At 65.3% G+C, this 16540-nt stretch carries 17 protein-coding genes; 7 read left to right on the forward strand and 10 right to left on the reverse strand.

Annotated features, from left to right (window positions below; translation table 11 throughout):
• Positions 1-63 precede the first annotated feature (63 nt).
• The 7 genes from dapB to dnaK form a co-directional block, all read right to left on the reverse strand.
• Positions 64-879 (reverse strand): 4-hydroxy-tetrahydrodipicolinate reductase, encoded by an 816-nt coding sequence (gene dapB / locus IVB41_RS08460; protein WP_027566210.1) that lies wholly within the window; start codon positions 877-879, stop codon positions 64-66.
• 171 nt (positions 880-1050) lie between these two features.
• Positions 1051-1362 (reverse strand): DUF1330 domain-containing protein, encoded by a 312-nt coding sequence (locus IVB41_RS08465; RefSeq protein WP_027566211.1) that lies wholly within the window; start codon positions 1360-1362, stop codon positions 1051-1053.
• A 23-nt stretch (positions 1363-1385) separates the two neighbouring features.
• Complete coding sequence (gene pyrF, locus IVB41_RS08470) at positions 1386-2096, reverse strand: orotidine-5'-phosphate decarboxylase (RefSeq protein ID WP_247429393.1); 711 nt, start codon at positions 2094-2096, stop codon at positions 1386-1388.
• A 6-nt stretch (positions 2097-2102) separates the two neighbouring features.
• Positions 2103-2681: an NADPH-dependent FMN reductase gene (locus IVB41_RS08475; RefSeq protein WP_007604013.1), complete on the reverse strand. Its 579-nt coding sequence runs from the start codon at positions 2679-2681 to the stop codon at positions 2103-2105.
• 57 nt (positions 2682-2738) lie between these two features.
• Entirely contained in the window at positions 2739-3338 is a 600-nt protein-coding gene (locus tag IVB41_RS08480; protein ID WP_007598495.1) for a class I SAM-dependent methyltransferase, read from the reverse strand.
• Positions 3339-3426: 88 nt separating this feature from the next.
• A complete protein-coding gene (dnaJ, locus tag IVB41_RS08485; RefSeq protein WP_027566214.1) occupies positions 3427-4563 on the reverse strand; it encodes a molecular chaperone DnaJ in 1137 nt (378 codons plus the stop codon).
• A gap of 260 nt (positions 4564-4823) precedes the next feature.
• On the reverse strand, positions 4824-6725 hold the full coding sequence (dnaK, locus tag IVB41_RS08490; protein WP_027566215.1) for a molecular chaperone DnaK: 1902 nt from the start codon (positions 6723-6725) through the stop codon (positions 4824-4826).
• A 396-nt stretch (positions 6726-7121) separates the two neighbouring features.
• Between dnaK and IVB41_RS08495 the strand changes: the two genes are divergently transcribed.
• Together IVB41_RS08495 and pncA are read left to right on the forward strand one after the other, a co-directional pair.
• On the forward strand, positions 7122-8063 hold the full coding sequence (locus IVB41_RS08495; protein ID WP_027566216.1) for a hypothetical protein: 942 nt from the start codon (positions 7122-7124) through the stop codon (positions 8061-8063).
• A 144-nt stretch (positions 8064-8207) separates the two neighbouring features.
• Positions 8208-8930 (forward strand): bifunctional nicotinamidase/pyrazinamidase, encoded by a 723-nt coding sequence (gene pncA, locus IVB41_RS08500; protein WP_247430171.1) that lies wholly within the window; start codon positions 8208-8210, stop codon positions 8928-8930.
• A gap of 75 nt (positions 8931-9005) precedes the next feature.
• On the opposite strand, the gene grpE is transcribed toward pncA, so the two are convergent.
• Both grpE and hrcA read right to left on the reverse strand, forming a co-directional pair.
• Positions 9006-9620 (reverse strand): nucleotide exchange factor GrpE, encoded by a 615-nt coding sequence (gene grpE / locus IVB41_RS08505; RefSeq protein ID WP_007598484.1) that lies wholly within the window; start codon positions 9618-9620, stop codon positions 9006-9008.
• 96 nt (positions 9621-9716) lie between these two features.
• Complete coding sequence (hrcA, locus tag IVB41_RS08510) at positions 9717-10805, reverse strand: heat-inducible transcriptional repressor HrcA (RefSeq protein WP_007598483.1); 1089 nt, start codon at positions 10803-10805, stop codon at positions 9717-9719.
• Between the two features lie 182 nt (positions 10806-10987).
• On the opposite strand from hrcA, the gene rph reads away from it, so the two are divergent.
• The 3 genes from rph to hemW are packed head-to-tail and all read left to right on the forward strand — an operon-like array spanning position 10988 to position 13549.
• A complete protein-coding gene (gene rph, locus IVB41_RS08515) occupies positions 10988-11701 on the forward strand; it encodes a ribonuclease PH (RefSeq protein WP_027514789.1) in 714 nt (237 codons plus the stop codon).
• An 11-nt stretch (positions 11702-11712) separates the two neighbouring features.
• A complete protein-coding gene (gene rdgB, locus IVB41_RS08520; RefSeq protein WP_027514790.1) occupies positions 11713-12348 on the forward strand; it encodes an RdgB/HAM1 family non-canonical purine NTP pyrophosphatase in 636 nt (211 codons plus the stop codon).
• A 16-nt stretch (positions 12349-12364) separates the two neighbouring features.
• Positions 12365-13549, forward strand: a complete 1185-nt coding sequence (gene hemW / locus IVB41_RS08525) for a radical SAM family heme chaperone HemW (protein ID WP_247430175.1) — start codon at positions 12365-12367, stop codon at positions 13547-13549.
• A gap of 51 nt (positions 13550-13600) precedes the next feature.
• Here the strand turns inward: hemW and IVB41_RS08530 are convergent, their stop codons facing one another.
• On the reverse strand, positions 13601-14854 hold the full coding sequence (locus IVB41_RS08530; RefSeq protein WP_407062476.1) for a penicillin-binding protein activator: 1254 nt from the start codon (positions 14852-14854) through the stop codon (positions 13601-13603).
• Between the two features lie 342 nt (positions 14855-15196).
• Here IVB41_RS08530 and rsmI point away from each other — a divergent pair, with 342 nt between their 5' ends.
• Together rsmI and IVB41_RS08540 are read left to right on the forward strand one after the other, a co-directional pair.
• Complete coding sequence (rsmI, locus tag IVB41_RS08535; RefSeq protein ID WP_247405147.1) at positions 15197-16147, forward strand: 16S rRNA (cytidine(1402)-2'-O)-methyltransferase; 951 nt, start codon at positions 15197-15199, stop codon at positions 16145-16147.
• The gene (locus IVB41_RS08540; RefSeq protein WP_247429398.1) at positions 16134-16535 is read left to right on the forward strand and encodes a YraN family protein; all 402 of its coding nucleotides are present in this window, start codon (positions 16134-16136) and stop codon (positions 16533-16535) included. The genes rsmI and IVB41_RS08540 overlap by 14 nt, the downstream gene beginning before the upstream one ends.
• Positions 16536-16540: the final 5 nt, after the last annotated feature.

The following is a 16540-nucleotide window of genomic DNA, read 5'->3' on the forward strand; positions in this document are numbered from 1 at the left end:
TTTCGTTCGTTGGCTAAGCATGATCGTGTCGGAAAACCGCTTCACACTTTTCCGGATCATGCTTCAGATGTCAGACAGGCCGAGCACGTCGGCCATGGAGTAGTGCCCCGGCTTCTTGCCATGCGCCCAGAGCGCGGCCTTCAGCGCGCCATGGGCGAACAGCATGCGATCCTCCGCGTGATGCGACAGCGTCAGCCGCTCGAACGCGCCGAGGAAGCTCACGCTGTGATCGCCGGCCGCGGTGCCGCCGCGCAGCGACGCAAAGCCGATGTCGCCGGGCTTGCGCGCGCCAGTGATACCGTCGCGACCGCGATCTGCATGCTCGTCGAGCGCGATGCCACGGCCGCTAGCGGCCGCCTGGCCCAGCATCAGCGCCGTGCCCGAGGGCGCGTCGATCTTCATGCGGTGATGGGTCTCGACGATCTCGATGTCGAAGCTCTCGTCGAGCGCCTTGGCGACGCGCTTGACCACGGCGGCGAGCAGATTGACACCCAGGCTCATATTGCCGGACTGCACCACGACGGCGCGGTTGGTGACGCTCTTGATCACGGCGTTGTCGGAGCCCGACAGCCCGGTCGTTCCGACCACGTGCACGAGGCCGCGCTCGGCGGCGATCGCGACATTGGCCAAGGTCGCCGCGGGCACGGTGAAATCCAGAATGCCGTCGGCGTCCTTTGACAACGCCCAGAGATCGCCGGAGAGCTTGATGCCGTTGGCCGGCAGGCCTGCGAGCACGCCGGCATCCTTGCCGAGCAGCTCCGAGCCCGGTGCCTCCAGCGCGCCGGCCAGCACCGCGCCTTTGCTTTCGGCAATCGCCCGCGTCAGCGCCCGGCCCATCCGGCCGCCGGCTCCAGCAACAATCAAGCGCATGTCGGACATGGTGCGATCCTCTCACGGTCGTTGTAGCGGGGGGAGGCAGTTCCGGCAACCGAGGGGCAAACGCCACCGTCATGCCCGGGCTTGTCCCGGGCATCCACGAACGGCCACGCATATGAGACCGAAGACGTGGATGGCCGGGTCAGGCCCGGCCATGACGGAGCTGAGCGCGCCTCAGCCGTCTGACGGCTGCGGGCCGTCATAGCCCTCGATGATGATGAGGTCGGCGACGGAGTGCGGCTGGCGCACCTTGATGTTGGCTTGGTATTCCGGCGAGTTGTAGCAGGCGATCGCGGTCTCGTAGTCCGGGAATTCGATCACGACGTTGCGGGTGCGGCTGGCACCTTCGACGGTGGTGAACTTGCCGGCGCGAACGACGAAGCGGCCACCCCATTTCTTGAAGATCGGACCATTGGCGACGGCATAGGGCTTGTAGCCCTCGTCACTGCTCACATCGACGCGTCCGATCCAGTAGCCTTTTGCCATTGTTCTTCTCCCTGTGTTGTTGATTAGCCGAGCGCTTGCGCGATCTCGGCCTGGATGGCCTCGGCAATCGCCTTGGGGTCCGTGGCTTCCACCACCGGCCGACCGACGACGAGGTGGTCCGCGCCGGCCGCAATCGCGCGGCCCGGCGTCATGATGCGTTTCTGGTCGCCGCTCGCCGCGCCGGCCGGTCGGATGCCGGGGGTGACGAGGCTCATCTGGTGGCCGACGATCTTGCGCAAGGCTCCGACTTCTTCGGGCGACGATACCAGCCCGTCGATGCCGAGCACCTGCGCCTGCTGCGCGCGCGCTTCGACGAGCTCGGAGACGCCGAGCCGGAAGCCTGCCGCGTGCAGATCGTCCTCGTTGTAGGACGTCAGAACAGTGACGGCGAGGATCTTCAGGTTCGAGCTGCCGCGACCTTCGACGGCACCCTTCATGGTCTGCGGATAAGCGTGGACCGTGAGGAAGGTCGCGCCGAGCCTTGTGATGCTGTCGACGCCCTGCGCCACGGTGTTGCCGATGTCGTGCAGCTTGAGATCGAGAAAGACCTTCTTGCCCTTGTCGGCGAGCTTGCCGACCAGCGGCAAGCCGCCGGCATAAGCCAGCCGATAGCCGATCTTGTAGAAGGTGACGCTGTCGCCGAGCCGGTTGACCATCGCTTCCGCGGCATCAACGCTGGGAAGATCGAGCGCGACGATCAGGCGGTCTTTCGGGGCAATCTCGGCTGGCGTCATGTCACCTCACATCATGCGTTGGGAAATGTCGATCAACTGCCGCACCAGTTCCTTCAACGCGGCGATATCGCCCTCGTGCTTCAGCCTGTCCATATCGTCATAGGCCTGGTCGGCAAAGGCGAGCGTGAGCTGGCTGGCAATCACATTGGCGTGGCAGGAGGTCAGGATCAGCCGCAGCGCCTGCAGCGCGCGAGCCGCGCCAAGCCGGCTCTGCGAGGCGCCGGCGAGTGCGAAGACACGGTTGCGGAACACCTCGCCACGCGGCTCGTGCAGCTCATGCACGCGGCTGACCCAGTCGATCGCGTTCTTCAGCAGCGGCGGCACCGAGGCATTGTATTCGGGCGAGACGATCAGCACGCCATGATGCGCGCCGATCATGCGCTTGAGATTGATCGCGTGCTTGGGCACACCCGACTTGGCCTGCAGATCGCCGTCATAGATCGGCAGCGGAAAATCGGCGAGCGAGATGCGGGTGACGTCAACGCCGGCCTGGTCGAATGCATAGGCGGCGACCGCTGCCAGCTTCGCATTATGCGAGCCGGTCCGCAGTGAGCCGGGAATGATCAGGATTTTCGGTGCGGACATCCGCTTCCATGCGTTCGGCGAAACGAGCCCGCCACGCAAACAGGAATGCCGGCGGAATTAGTCCTTGCGATACACCCAGACGCGGGCCGGCGGAAGGTTCATCCAGATCCGTTCCGAGGCCTCTGTGGACACGCCGGGCAGCGATTTCGGAATCGGCGGCACCACCGCATAGGTGAACTGGACGAAGGGCGCACCGGGCGCCAGCGCCGTGAAGGCGTCGCGAATGAGCCGCAGCCGCGTCAGCATCGGTTTTGTGACCAGCGGCAGGCCGGAGACGACCGCGGAGGCCGGCGCGCTCAGCACGTTCCAGAGCGTGTCGCGCAGGCGATAGGCATCACCCTGCACCACCTTGGCCTGCGGATAACGGTCGCGCAGCAGGGCGCAGAAGCCTGGATTGTATTCGACGAGGACGAGGCGCTTCTGGTCGACGCCGCGCTCGACCAGGGCCGAGGTGATGGCGCCGGTGCCGGGCCCGAGCTCGACCACCGGTGCGTCCGAATTGACGTCGACGTAGTGGGCCATGGTCCGGGCCAGCAGCTTGCCCGACGGCATCACCGCGCCCATGTGGAGGGGCTTTTCAATCCATGACCGGAGAAAACGCACCTCGTCATCGAGACGGGGCTTCTTCAACGCACGCGCGGACGATGGCAATGGCATGTCGGGACCGGCCGGGACCGCGTGACCGCGGCGTGTCAGAAAATGGTCATAAAGACGTATAGGCCGAAGGCGGCACGGTCAAGACGCGTCAACTTGCCCGATTACCGAAGAAATCCTTGACCTTGGTGAAGAAACCCTCGGATTCCGGCTGGGTGTTGCCGGAGGAGAGTTTTTCGAACTCGGCCAGCAATTCCTGCTGCTTCTTGGTGAGATTTTGCGGGGTCTCGACCACGACCTGAACATACATGTCGCCCATCTGGCGCGAGCGCAGCACCGGCATGCCTTTTGATGCGATGCGGAATCGGCGGCTGGACTGGGTCCCCGCAGGGACCTTCACCTTGGTCTTGCCCTTCTCGATGGTCGGCACCTCGAATTCGCCGCCAAGCGCCGCCGTCACCATCGAGATCGGCACACGACAATGCAGATCGGCGCCGTCGCGCTGGAAGAACTGGTGCTGGGCCAGCGACAGGAAGATGTAGAGGTCGCCGGGCGGGCCGCCGCGGACCCCGGCCTCGCCCTCTCCGGCGAGCCTGATCCTGGTGCCATCCTCGACTCCAGGGGGAATGTTGACCGACAGATTCCGCTCGCGGGTGACACGCCCCTGACCCGAGCAGGACGGGCAGGCGTCTTCGATCATCTGGCCGCGCCCCTGGCAGCCCGGGCAGGTGCGCTCCAGCGTGAAGAAGCCCTGCGACTGCCGTACGCGTCCGGCGCCGCCGCAGGTCGAGCAGGTCTTCGGCTTGGTGCCGGCCTTGGCCCCGATGCCCGAGCAGGCTTCGCAGGTGACCGAGACCGGGATCTCGATCTGCGCAGTCTTGCCGCCAAAAGCTTCCTCGAGCGTGATTTCCATGTTGTAGCGCAGGTCGGCGCCGCGCTCGCGGCCGCCACGGCCGCCGCGCTGTCCGGCCATGCCGAACAAATCTTCGAAAATGTCGGAAAAGGAGGAGGCGAAGCCCGCGCCGAAACCGGGGCCGCCACCGCCGCCGCCCTGCTCGAAGGCGGCATGACCGAAACGGTCATAGGCGGCGCGCTTGTCCTTGTCTTTCAGGACCTCGTAGGCTTCGTTGATTTCCTTGAATTTGACTTCGCTGGTGTCGTCCCCGGGATTGCGGTCGGGGTGAAACTTCATCGCCAGCTTGCGGAACGACGATTTCAGGACGGAATCGTCAGCATCGCGTTCGACTTCGAGGGTTTCGTAATAGCAGCGCTTGGTGGACGTGGACATGATGAGCTCAGTCTATCCGATCGCGATTCAAGTCGGAGCGAAGCAACGTCGCCATGCAACGATATAGGCAGCCTTCCGCCTCGCGGCAGAGGATTGCACGGCAGCATTCAGAATAACGGCTGGGAATTGATCGATCGTAACGGGGCCGATTTTAGCAAGGCCTTGCCCCGCCGAGCCTGACACGATGGCCTCCCCCGCGAGGGAGGAGGCCGTTGGCGCGTGTGGGGTCCAAGCCGTCCGCATCATCACCCTCGCGGGGTTCAGGCGGACTTCTTGTTGTTCTTGTCGTCGTCGACTTCGGTGAACTCCGCGTCGACGACGTCGTCCTTGGCCGCATCCTTCTTGGCGTCGGCCTCGGCCTGCTGCTTGTACATGGCCTCGCCGAGCTTCATCGACGCCTGGGCCAGCGTTTGGGTCTTGGCCTTAATGGCTTCGGCATCGTCGCCCTTCAGCGCTTCCTTAAGGTCGCTGACGGCATCCTCGATCGCGCGGCGCTCGGTCTCTGCGACCTTCGAACCGTGCTCGGCCAGTGCCTTCTCGGTCGAATGCACCAGTCCATCCGCGTCGTTCTTGGCAGTCACGGCCTCGCGGCGCTTCTTGTCCGCCTCGGCATTGGCCTCGGCGTCCTTGACCATCTTCTCGATGTCGGCTTCCGACAGACCGCCGGAGGCCTGGATGCGGATCTGCTGCTCCTTGGACGTGGCCTTGTCCTTGGCCGAGACGTTGACGATGCCGTTGGCGTCGATGTCGAAGGTCACCTCGATCTGCGGCATGCCGCGCGGGGCCGGCGGAATGCCCATCAGGTCGAACTGGCCGAGCATCTTGTTGTCGGCCGCCATTTCACGCTCGCCCTGGAAGACGCGGATGGTGACCGCGTTCTGGCTGTCCTCGGCGGTCGAGAACACCTGGCTCTTCTTGGTCGGGATCGTGGTGTTGCGGTCGATGATGCGGGTGAACACGCCGCCCAGCGTCTCGATGCCCAGCGACAGCGGGGTCACGTCGAGCAGCAGCACGTCCTTGACGTCGCCCTGAAGCACGCCGGCCTGGATCGCGGCGCCGATCGCCACGACTTCGTCCGGGTTGACACCCTTGTGCGGCTCCTTGCCGAACAGCTGCTTCACGACTTCCTGGACCTTCGGCATGCGCGACATGCCGCCGACCAGCACCACTTCGCCGATCTCGGCGGCGGTGAGGCCGGCATCCTTCAGCGCCTTGCGGCAGGGCTCGACGGTCTTCTGGACGAGGTCATCGACCAGCGCCTCGAACTTGGCGCGGGTGAGCTTCATCGTCAGATGCTTCGGGCCGGTCTGGTCCGCGGTGATGAAGGGGAGGTTGATTTCGGTCTGCGTCGTCGACGACAGCTCGATCTTGGCCTTTTCAGCAGCTTCCTTCAGGCGCTGCAACGCGAGCTTGTCGTTGCGCAGGTTGATGCCCTGCTCCTTCTGGAATTCGTCGGCCAGATAGCCGACCAGGCGCATGTCGAAGTCTTCGCCGCCGAGGAAGGTGTCGCCGTTGGTCGACTTCACCTCGAACACGCCGTCGCCGATTTCGAGAATCGAGATATCGAACGTGCCGCCGCCGAGATCGTACACGGCGATCGTGCCGGTCTTGGTCTTGTCGAGGCCATAGGCGAGCGCGGCCGCGGTCGGCTCGTTGATGATGCGCAGCACTTCAAGGCCCGCGATCTTGCCGGCGTCCTTGGTCGCCTGGCGCTGGGCGTCGTTGAAGTAGGCGGGCACGGTGATGACGGCCTGGTCGACCTTCTGGCCCAGATGGGCTTCCGCGGTCTCCTTCATCTTCTGCAAGATGAACGCCGAGACCTGCGAGGGCGAGTAGGTCTGGCCGTCGGCCTCGACCCAGGCGTCGCCGTTGGAAGCCTTCACGATCTTGTACGGAACGAGCTTCTTGTCCTTCTCGACCATCGGGTCGTCGTAGCGGCGGCCGATCAGGCGCTTCACTGCGAAGAACGTACGCTCTGGATTGGTGACGGCCTGGCGCTTGGCAGGCTGGCCGACGAGGCGCTCACCGTCGTCCGTCACGGCGACGATCGAAGGCGTCGTGCGCATGCCTTCGGAATTCTCGATGACTTTGGCGTTCTTGCCATCCATTACGGCGACGCACGAATTCGTGGTGCCGAGGTCGATCCCGATGACCTTTCCCATGGTCCTGTATCCTTGTTTTTGCGGCAGGTTGGCTGGGCCCAGAAGGCACCCGAACCGAAACCCCCTAAGATCAAACATTCGCGATATTGCGATGGTTGACGCTCATATAGGAGGGGGGGAGGGGCCCGCAAGGACCGAACGCAAGTTTCGGCCGTGAAAACATTGGGTTTTGGAAGATCATATCCGGGCTGAACCCGCCTTGCGGGTGAGGAATTATTAACAGGTCCCGCGATCGGCCGGCATCCGCTACCGCGTTCCGCCCTGCCCTGTTGCGGCAAGACCAAACCCGCTAAAAGGCGGGCGGCCGAGCGGGCTCGTCATCGGGCTGCGTCGCGCGACAAAGCGGCCCGGTGGCCGACCATCGAACGGCCTCAATGTGAACCAATCAGAGTGCCCATGAAGCTGATCCGCCCCCTTGCTGCGCTCGCCCTCCTCGTTGCCTCTGCGCTTCCGGCTCTGGCTGCCGACGCCGTTTTCCCACCCGGCTTGCGCCTCGGCATGGTGCCATTGGTCGGTCTCAACACGGCCAAGACCTTTCCCGGCTTCGAGAGCGAGGACGGCAACGTCAAGGTGCTGATCACAGAACTGCCGCCGGCGGCCTATGGCGAGGTCGTGAGCGCCTTCAACTCCAATCCGGCCGGAGCCAACGGCGTCAAGCAGGACAAGATCGAGACGCCCGCGGGTCTTGCCTATTTCACGACCGAGAGCGGCAAGGCCGGCGAGACCCCGGTGCGGCGCTATTCGATGATCGTGCCGGGGGCCGGCTTCTCCGGCTATGTCGCGGTGCAGATTCCGGAGAATGCGATCAAGATCTACACCGACGAGGCGGTGCGGCAGATGTTTGCGAGCGTCGTCACCCGCAAGCAGGTCTCGGCCGAAGAGCAGATCGCGCTGATGCCGTTCAAGATCACCGATCTCGCCGACTTCAAGGACGTTCGCACGCTGGCGCCGGGCTCGAGCATCATCCTGGCCGACGGCGACGAGAGCTCCGGCTATGAATCGAAGCCGTTCATCATCCTCGGCGTGATTGGCGCCACCCCGCAAGCCGCCGACGACCGCGCCCGCTTCGCCCAGGAGGCGGCGCTCCAGATTCCCGGCGTGCGCGAGTCGCGCGTCACCATGTCCGAGCCGATCCGCATCAGCGGCCAGCAGGGTTTCGAGACCCGGATCGACGGCGTCAGCGGCAAGGACAAGACGCCGGTGACTGTGGTGCAGTGGATCCGCTTCAGCAGCGGCGGCGCCTCGCTGCGCATCATCGCCAGCGCCCCGCGCGAGCAATGGCCGGCCGCCTTCACCCGCTTCCGCGCGGTCCGCGACGGCATCCAGCCGAAGGGCTAGCCCGACACTCGTCGTCGTCCGGCGAAGATATCCGGTCAGCAGCCCAACGACTCACCAAAGCCGGCTGCATTTTCGGGCTTCTGTTCGTATACGAACGGAACTAGGCTCCCCTTCCGTTGAGTTCATCCTGGAGGGAGGCGAATGATGCTGGATCGGCGACAAGTCTTGGCGGCGCTCGGGACGAGCGCGCTCGTGGCGCTCGCGCCAACCGCGATTCTGGCGGCCACATCGATCAAGCCGGACGATGCATCCGCGCTGCTCGTGATCGACGTGCAGAATTGCTTCCTGCCCGGCGGCAGCCTTGCCGTGAAGGAAGGCGAGCAGGTGGTGCCGGTCATCAACAATATCTCGAAAGCGTTTTCGAACGTGGTGATGACGCAAGACTGGCACACGCAAGGCCATATTTCCTTCGCATCAGTCCACGCCGGCAAGAAGCCGTTCGAGACCGTCGATCTTCCCTACGGCAAGCAGGTGCTGTGGCCCGACCATTGCGTGCAGGGCACCGACGGCGCCGCGCTGTCGAAAGACCTTGCGATCCCGCACGCCGAGCTCATCATCCGCAAGGGTTTTCACAAGGACGTCGACAGCTATTCGGCCTTCCTCGAAGCCGATGGCAAGACCTCGACCGGCCTTGCCGGCTATCTGAAGGGGCGCAAGATCAAGCGCGTCTTCGTCGCGGGGCTGGCGACGGATTTCTGCGTGGCCTGGACCGCGCTCGACGCACGCAAGGCGGGCTTCGAGGTCTATGTGGTGGAAGACGCCTGCCGCGGCATCGACAATCAGGGTTCGCTCGCAAAAGCCTGGGCCGATATGGCCAAGGCCGGCGTGAAGCGGATTCAGTCCGCGGATATCGCGGCGAGCGCGTAAGAGGCGCGACCGAACTGCAAGACCCTCATGCTGAGGAGCGCGCTTCTTAGCGCGCCTCCTCAGCATGAGGATCGATCAGTTCGCCGCGCCGTTCGGCTCGTTGCTGTTGGCGGGCGCGGCCTTGGCGCCGCCCTTGGCGACACCGACCAAGGCAGGACGCAGCACGCGCTCGCCGATGGTGTAGCCGGCCTGCATGACCTGCACGACGGTGCCCGCGGGCACCGATGCATCGGGCACCTCGAACATTGCCTGCTGGAAGTTCGGGTCGAACTTCTGGCCAAGGGGGTCGAACTTCTTCACGCCGTGTTTTTCCAGCGCGCTGAGCAGCGAGCGCTCGGTCAGCTCGACGCCCTCGATCAGCGAGGCGAGGCCTGCATCGGCCGCCGCACGGGCCTCGGCCGGAACGGCATCGAGCGCGCGCTGGAGGTTGTCGGCGATGTCGAGCACGTCGCGGGCAAAGCCCGTGACGCCGTAGAGCTTGGAGTCCGCGACCTCCTTGGCAGTGCGCTTGCGCAGATTCTCCATCTCGGCCAGCGTCCGCAGCATGCGGTCGCGCGCCTCGGCGACTTCCTTCTGCAGAAGCTCGACCGAGCCCGGCTCGGGATCGTCGGGCATGATGTAGGGTTTTGACACCACGGGCTCGCCGGCCGCAGCACTCGTGTCTTCGGGTTGCCGGTCTCGATCGGTCATCGGCTCTCTTCTCGCATTCGTCTCAGGGGGTTTCTGGCCCGCATATCGTGCTTCGGGCGCCGAAAATCAAGCGCCCGTGATCGGGGGAGACGCCGGTCAGCCCCCCAGGAGCCGGCTGACGATGCGGGCAGCGTAGTCCACGGTCGGGATCACGCGGGCATAATTCAGCCGCGTCGGCCCGATCACACCCAAAACGCCGACGATATGGCCGGCAGCGTCCCGATAGGGCGAGATGATGGTGGACGAGCCCGACAGCGAGAACAGCTTGTTCTCACTGCCGATGAAGATCCGCACGCCTTCCGCGGTCTCGGCCCGCCCGAGCAGATCGATGACCCCGCGCTTGGTCTCGAGATCGTCGAACAGCAGGCGAACGCGCTCGAGATCCTCCAGCGCATGCAAATCCTCGAGCAGATTGGCGTGGCCGCGGACGATGAGCTGCCGATCCTCGTTCTCACCGCCCGACCAGCTGGCAATCCCGGCCGAGATCACCTTATGCGTCAGCTGATCGAGCTCGGTGCGCGCCTCTCCGAGCGCGGTCTCGAGCTCCAGCCGGGCCTCGGCCAGGGTCCGGCCCCGGATCCGCGCATTGAGGAAGTTGCCGGCTTCGGTCAACGCTGAGGATGGAACTCCCGGCGGCAGCGTCAAGACGCGGTTTTCGACCTGCCCGTCCTCGCCGACCAGGATCACCAATGCCTTTTCCGGTTCCAAGCGGACGAATTCGATATGTTTCAGCCGCGCATTGGATTTCGGCGTCAGCACGACCGCGGCAGCGCGGGTCAGGCCGGAGAGCCGCGTCAATGCCTCCTCGAGCGCAGCCTCCACCGATTGCGCGTGGCCGACGGAGGTCAACTGGCTCTGGATCGCCTGCCGTTCACTGTCATTGAGGTCGCCGACCTGCATCAGGGCATCGACGAAGAAGCGCAGGCCGAGTTCCGTCGGCAGCCGGCCGGCGGAGGTGTGCGGGGCGTAGATCAGGCCGAGCTGTTCCAGGTCGGCCATGACGTTGCGGACTGAAGCGGGCGACAGCGGCATGGCGATCAGGCGCGAAATATTGCGCGAGCCCACCGGCTCCCCGGTCGCGAGGTAGCTTTCGACGATTTGACGAAAGATGTCGCGGGAACGCTCGTTGAGCTGGGCGAGGCCCGCGCGCGGCGCGATCAGATGGATCGGATCGTGATGGGCCACAGACCGTAACTCCTCTCAGATACAGGTAATTTGTCTATCCTTGGGGCTTCTGACAAGCGTGGCGTTCGCGGATTGAAAATCGGGGGTGAATAAGGCCTCGATCTTCCCCCTTGCCGCCCACCCTCACCCCCCCTACAAGCACCGCCAACAGCCCTTTTCCGAGAGTTTTTGGAGGATTTCCCATGCGGCCAAGCCGCCGTGCGCCCGACGAATTGCGCCCCGTGACGCTGGAGCGCGGCGTGGTCAAATATGCGGAAGGCTCGTGCCTGGTGAAATTCGGCGACACCCACGTGCTGGTCACCGCCACGCTGGAAGACCGCCTGCCGCCGTGGCTCAAGGGCCAGGGCCGTGGCTGGGTCACCGCCGAATACGGCATGCTGCCGCGCGCGACCTCGGAACGCACCCGCCGCGAGGCCTCCGCAGGAAAGCAGAGCGGCCGCACCGTCGAAATTCAGCGCCTGATCGGCCGCTCGCTTCGCACCATCATCAATCTCGAAGCGCTCGGTGAGCGCCAGATCACGGTCGATTGCGACGTGCTCCAGGCCGACGGCGGCACCCGCACGGCCTCGATCACCGGCGCCTGGGTCGCCCTCGCCGATTGCATCACCTGGATGAAGGCGCGCAACATGGTCAAAGCCAATGTGTTGCGCGACAACGTCGCCGCGATCTCCTGCGGCATCTACAAAGGCACGCCCGTGCTCGACCTCGACTATGCCGAGGACTCCGAAGCCGATACCGACGCCAATTTCGTCATGACGGGCGATGGCCGCATCATCGAAGTTCAGGGCACCGCGGAACGCGAGCCGTTCACGGAAGCCGAGTTCCTGGCGTTGATGGCGCTGGCGCGCAAGGGCGTCGCGCGTCTCGTGGACTTGCAGAAACTGGCGGTAGCGTAGTCAATAGGCCGATGCATCGCCGAATCACCGGAAAGCTCGTCATCGCGACCCATAATCCCGGCAAGCTCGCCGAGATGAAGGAGCTGCTCGCGCCTTACGGCATCGAGGCGGTGTCGGCCGGCGAGTTAGGCCTTCCGGAGCCGGAAGAAACCGGAAACGATTTCCGCAGCAATGCCGCGATCAAGGCGATCGCGGCAGCGCAAGCGACGAAGCTGCCGTCTTTCGCCGATGATTCCGGCATCGTGGTCGATGCGCTCGACGGCGCGCCCGGCATCTACTCGGCGCGCTGGGCCGGGCCGAACAAGGATTTTGCCGCGGCGATGGCGCAGATCGAACGGCTGTTGCAGGAGCGCGGCGCGACCACGCCCGCCAAGCGCAAGGCGCATTTCGTTTCCGCGCTTTGCGTTGCATGGCCTGACGATCATCTCGAAGAGGTCGAGGCGCGCGTCGACGGCACGCTGGTGTGGCCGCCGCGCGGCACCGCCGGCTTCGGCTACGACCCGATGTTTTTGCCCGACGGCCATAGCCGCACCTTCGGCGAGATGGAGAGCATCGAGAAGCACGGCCTGCCGCCGCTCGGTCTCGGCCTGTCGCACCGTGCCCGCGCCTTCGTGAAGCTGGCGGAGATCTGCCTTGAGCCGCGCTAGAGCGTTTTCGAGCGAAGTGGATACCGGTTCGCGCCAGGAAAACGCGTCAAAACAAGAATCCGAAGCCTTCGGCGTCTACGTGCACTGGCCGTTCTGCCTGTCGAAGTGCCCCTATTGCGACTTCAACAGCCATGTCCGCCACGCCGCGATCGACGAGGCGCGGTTTGCGTCGGCTTTCGCGCGCGAGATCGCTGCGACCGCCGAGCGCGCGCCCGGCCGCGAAGTCACCTCGATCTTTCTCGGCGGCGGCACACCCTCGCTCATGCAGCCTGCAACCGTCGGCGCTGTGCTCGATGCCATCGGCAAGCACTGGATTGTGGCGAAAGACGTTGAAGTCACGCTGGAGGCAAACCCGACCAGTGTCGAGGCTACGCGCTTCGCGGGCTATCGCGCCGCCGGCGTCAATCGCGTCTCGCTCGGCGTGCAGGCGCTCGACGATGCCTCGCTGAAGGCGCTCGGCCGCATGCACAGCGCGCGCGAGGCACTCGACGCGGTCGCCATCGCGCGCCGCTCGTTCGATCGTTATTCGTTCGACCTGATCTATGCCCGTCCCGACCAGACGCCGGCGATGTGGGCCGATGAATTGCGTCTCGCGATCGGCGAGGCGGCCGAACATCTGTCGCTCTATCAATTGACGATCGAAGAAGGCACGCCGTTCTTCGGCCTGCATCAGGCCGGCAAGCTGAAGACGCCGGATGAAGCGGTCGCACGCGCGCTCTACGACGTCACGCAGGAGACCTGCGACAGGCTCGGCCTGCCCGCCTACGAGATTTCAAATCACGCGCGGCGCGGCGCCGAGTGCCGGCACAATCTGGTCTACTGGCGCGGCGAGGAATATGCCGGCATCGGCCCCGGTGCCCATGGCCGGCTCGACATCGACGGTATCAGGCACGCCACCGCCACCGAGAAGCGTCCCGAAGCCTGGCTGATGCGGGTCGAGACCAACGGCCATGGCGTCGTCACCGACGATCTCCTCAACAGCGAAGAACGCGCCGACGAATTTTTGCTGATGGGGTTGCGCCTCGTCGAGGGCATCGACCCCGAGCGCTACCGCGCGCTGTCAGGCCGCTCACTCGATCCCAAGCGCATCACGCTGCTGCGCGAAGAAGGCGCGATCACGGTGGATGCAACCGGCCGCCTGCGCGTGACCAGCAGCGGTTTTCCGGTGCTGGATGCGGTGGTCGCCGATCTCGCGGCGTAAGGTCTCTCCATCGTCGTTCTGGCGAAAGCCAGGACGACGTCGAGGAAACAGCTACGCTCCAAAACTCTTCGGCGAGCCTGCCACCGCAACGCCGCCGCCGGTCGTGACCTTCATCACCGCAAGGCCCCGCTCGTTGGTGCCGTCGGCGCGGAAGCGGAACAGGCCGTCGATGCCGGCGAATCCGGAAGGATTGGTGAGCACGTCGGGCGAGAAGCGCGTGGTGCCCTGCGTGCGCGCGAGCGCGGCGACCAGGGCGACGGCGTCATAAGCGAGCGTGGCCGTACGGATCGGCTCGGCGCCGTATTTGGTGCGATAGCGGCCGGAGAAGGCGCGGAAGCCGGCCGGATCGGGCGCGGCGTAGAGGCCGCCCTGCAAGCTTGAGCTGGCATAGACGCGCGGACTGTCCCACAGGCCGGTGCCGAGCAGCTGGATATTGCGCAGATTCGCACCCGCCGCGCTCATTGCATCGGCGACCGAGACGACGGCGTCGCCATCATCGGCGATGAACAGCGCATCGGCGCTGCCGAGCTGCTGCGCCACGGTCCGGGCCGGCGTGGCGCGATCGGCGCCGTATTTCTCGAACGCGACGATGCGCCCTCCGCGGCGCGGCACCGCCGCCTTCACCGCGGCCTCGACCACGTTGCCATAAGCATTGTCGGGCACGAGCACGGCGACCGAGCGCTTTCCGATGCTGGCGGAATATTCGACGATGCGGTTGACGTCGGACTCCGGCAAGAAGCTCAGGAGATAGACACCGCGGCCGGCGATGCTGGAATCGGTCGAGAACGCCATCACCGGGATGCCGCGCGTGCGCGCGATCTGCGCCACTGCAGGCACCGATTGCGCGAACAGCGGACCCAGGATGATCTCGGCGCCTTCGTCGACCGCCTGCTGCGCACTGGCCTGCGCGCCCTGCGGGCTGCCATTGTCGTCCTTGATCAGGAGCTGGATGTTGGGATTCTGGAACTCGGCCAGCGCCATCTCGGCGGCATTGCGCATCGACTGCGCCGCGAGGCCGGCATTGCCCGATGCCGAGAGCGGCAGGATCACGGCAACCTTCACCCCGCCGGTGCCGGCAGTCGTCGCCTGCTGCGGCGGGCCGGCCGGCTGGGCCGGAGGCGGGGAGGAGCTGCTGAACGGATTGGAGAACTGGCTCAGGCTCTGCTGCACGCCGGCGCAGGCCGACAGCAGCGGAGCGCCGAGCAACAGGCCGAGCGCGCTTCGCCGGGTCGCCCCTGACATCAGGGGCCCCTGAACGGGAGACTCCTCCGGAAAGGAAGATCTGGGATCACGCGGGCCCGTCATGACAGTTTCTCTTCTGACCGACCGTCGCCAGCCGCTCACGATATTCTCCACGACACCAGTCGTGGATTCAGGCATATTGTCGGCAAATAGTTAACTCAAACAAAAGGATAATGCCCGCTTAACGCGGCTTCCTCTCAAGTTCTGGCTAGCTGTCCGCCGTCCATCACCACGCATCAAGGCGGCGTTTCCGCCGCGAATATGGCGCTGACGCTTCATTCCCTTGGGAATGTGATGCCGAATGGATCACATTCCAGTCCTTCCTCGCCCCTTGCCTTGCCAGGCACGATCTTTTTCCGGGGACCGGTTCCCAGTCCCGGGGATCATGCCTAAGTTCGTCTGATTATGCGCGCAAAGCCGTCCCCGATAAATACACCTGAGACTACGGAGCCCGCCTCGCGCGGTTTCTCCATCGACGCCCATCGGCTTGTCGCGCCGAAGGCCGCGCCTGGCCTGCACCTGGTCGCGACCCCCATCGGCAATCTCGGTGACATCACGCTACGGGCGCTGCAGACCCTCGCCGGGGTCGATGTCATCGCCTGCGAGGACACCCGCATCACGCGGCGTCTGACCGAGCGCTACGACATCTCCGCGCAGCTCAAGCAGTATCACGAGCACAACGCGGAAGCGGCCCGTCCAAAAATCCTGGAGCGGCTTTCGCAGGGCGGCTCGATCGCGCTGGTGTCGGACGCCGGCACGCCGCTGATCTCGGACCCCGGCTACAAGCTGGTGCGCGAGGTCTGCGCCGCCGGCCACGCGGTCTACGCGCTGCCCGGCCCGTCCTCGGTGCTGGCGGCGCTGTCGGTCGCAGCGCTGCCGACCGACCGCTTCTTCTTCGAAGGCTTTCTGCCTTCCAAATCAGCCGCGCGGAAGTCGCGCCTGGCCGAGCTTGCGCGCATCGATGCGACGCTGGTGATGTTCGACTCCGGCAATCGCGTGCAGGACACGCTCGCCGAGCTCGCCGAGATCATGGGGACCCGTGAAGCCGCGATCTGCCGCGAGCTGACCAAACTGCACGAGCAGATTTCGCGCGCGACGCTGCGTGAGCTCGCGCGCGATGCCGACACGCTGGAGACGCGCGGCGAATTCGTGCTGGTGATCGCTCCGCCTGCGGCCGATGCCGAGATGCTGACATCGGACGCGCTCGACGACCTCCTGCGCGAGCAGCTCGCCGCGAACAGCGTCAAGGATGCGGTGGCGCATGCGGTCGCGCTCTCGGGCCGGCCGCGCCGCCAGGTCTATGCCCGCGCGCTCGAGCTTGCCAAAGATCTGCGGGGCGGCGATGGCGAAGACTGAGACGCCGGCGGAACCGAAAATCGCATCGCCCGAGCGCCTCGCCGCGTTCCGCACCGGCATTTCCGCGGAAAGCCGCGCCGCGGCCTATCTCATGGCCAAGGGCTACCGCATCCTCGCCAAACGCTTCCGCACGCCGCACGGCGAGATCGACATCGTGGCGCGCCGCCGCAATTTGATCGCCTTCGTCGAGGTCAAGGCGCGCGCGACGCTGGACGACGCCGCCTTCGCGGTGACGCCGCGCCAGCAGCAGCGCATCATCGACGCCGCGCAAGGCTGGCTCGTCGCGCATCCCGAGCATACGGAATTCGAAATGCGATTCGACGCCATGCTGATTGCGCCGCGGTCACTTCCACGCCATGTGTTGGCGGCATTCGACGCCTCGACCTGAAAGGC

Source organism: Bradyrhizobium sp. 44, assembly GCF_023073095.1.
Classification (GTDB): domain Bacteria; phylum Pseudomonadota; class Alphaproteobacteria; order Rhizobiales; family Xanthobacteraceae; genus Bradyrhizobium.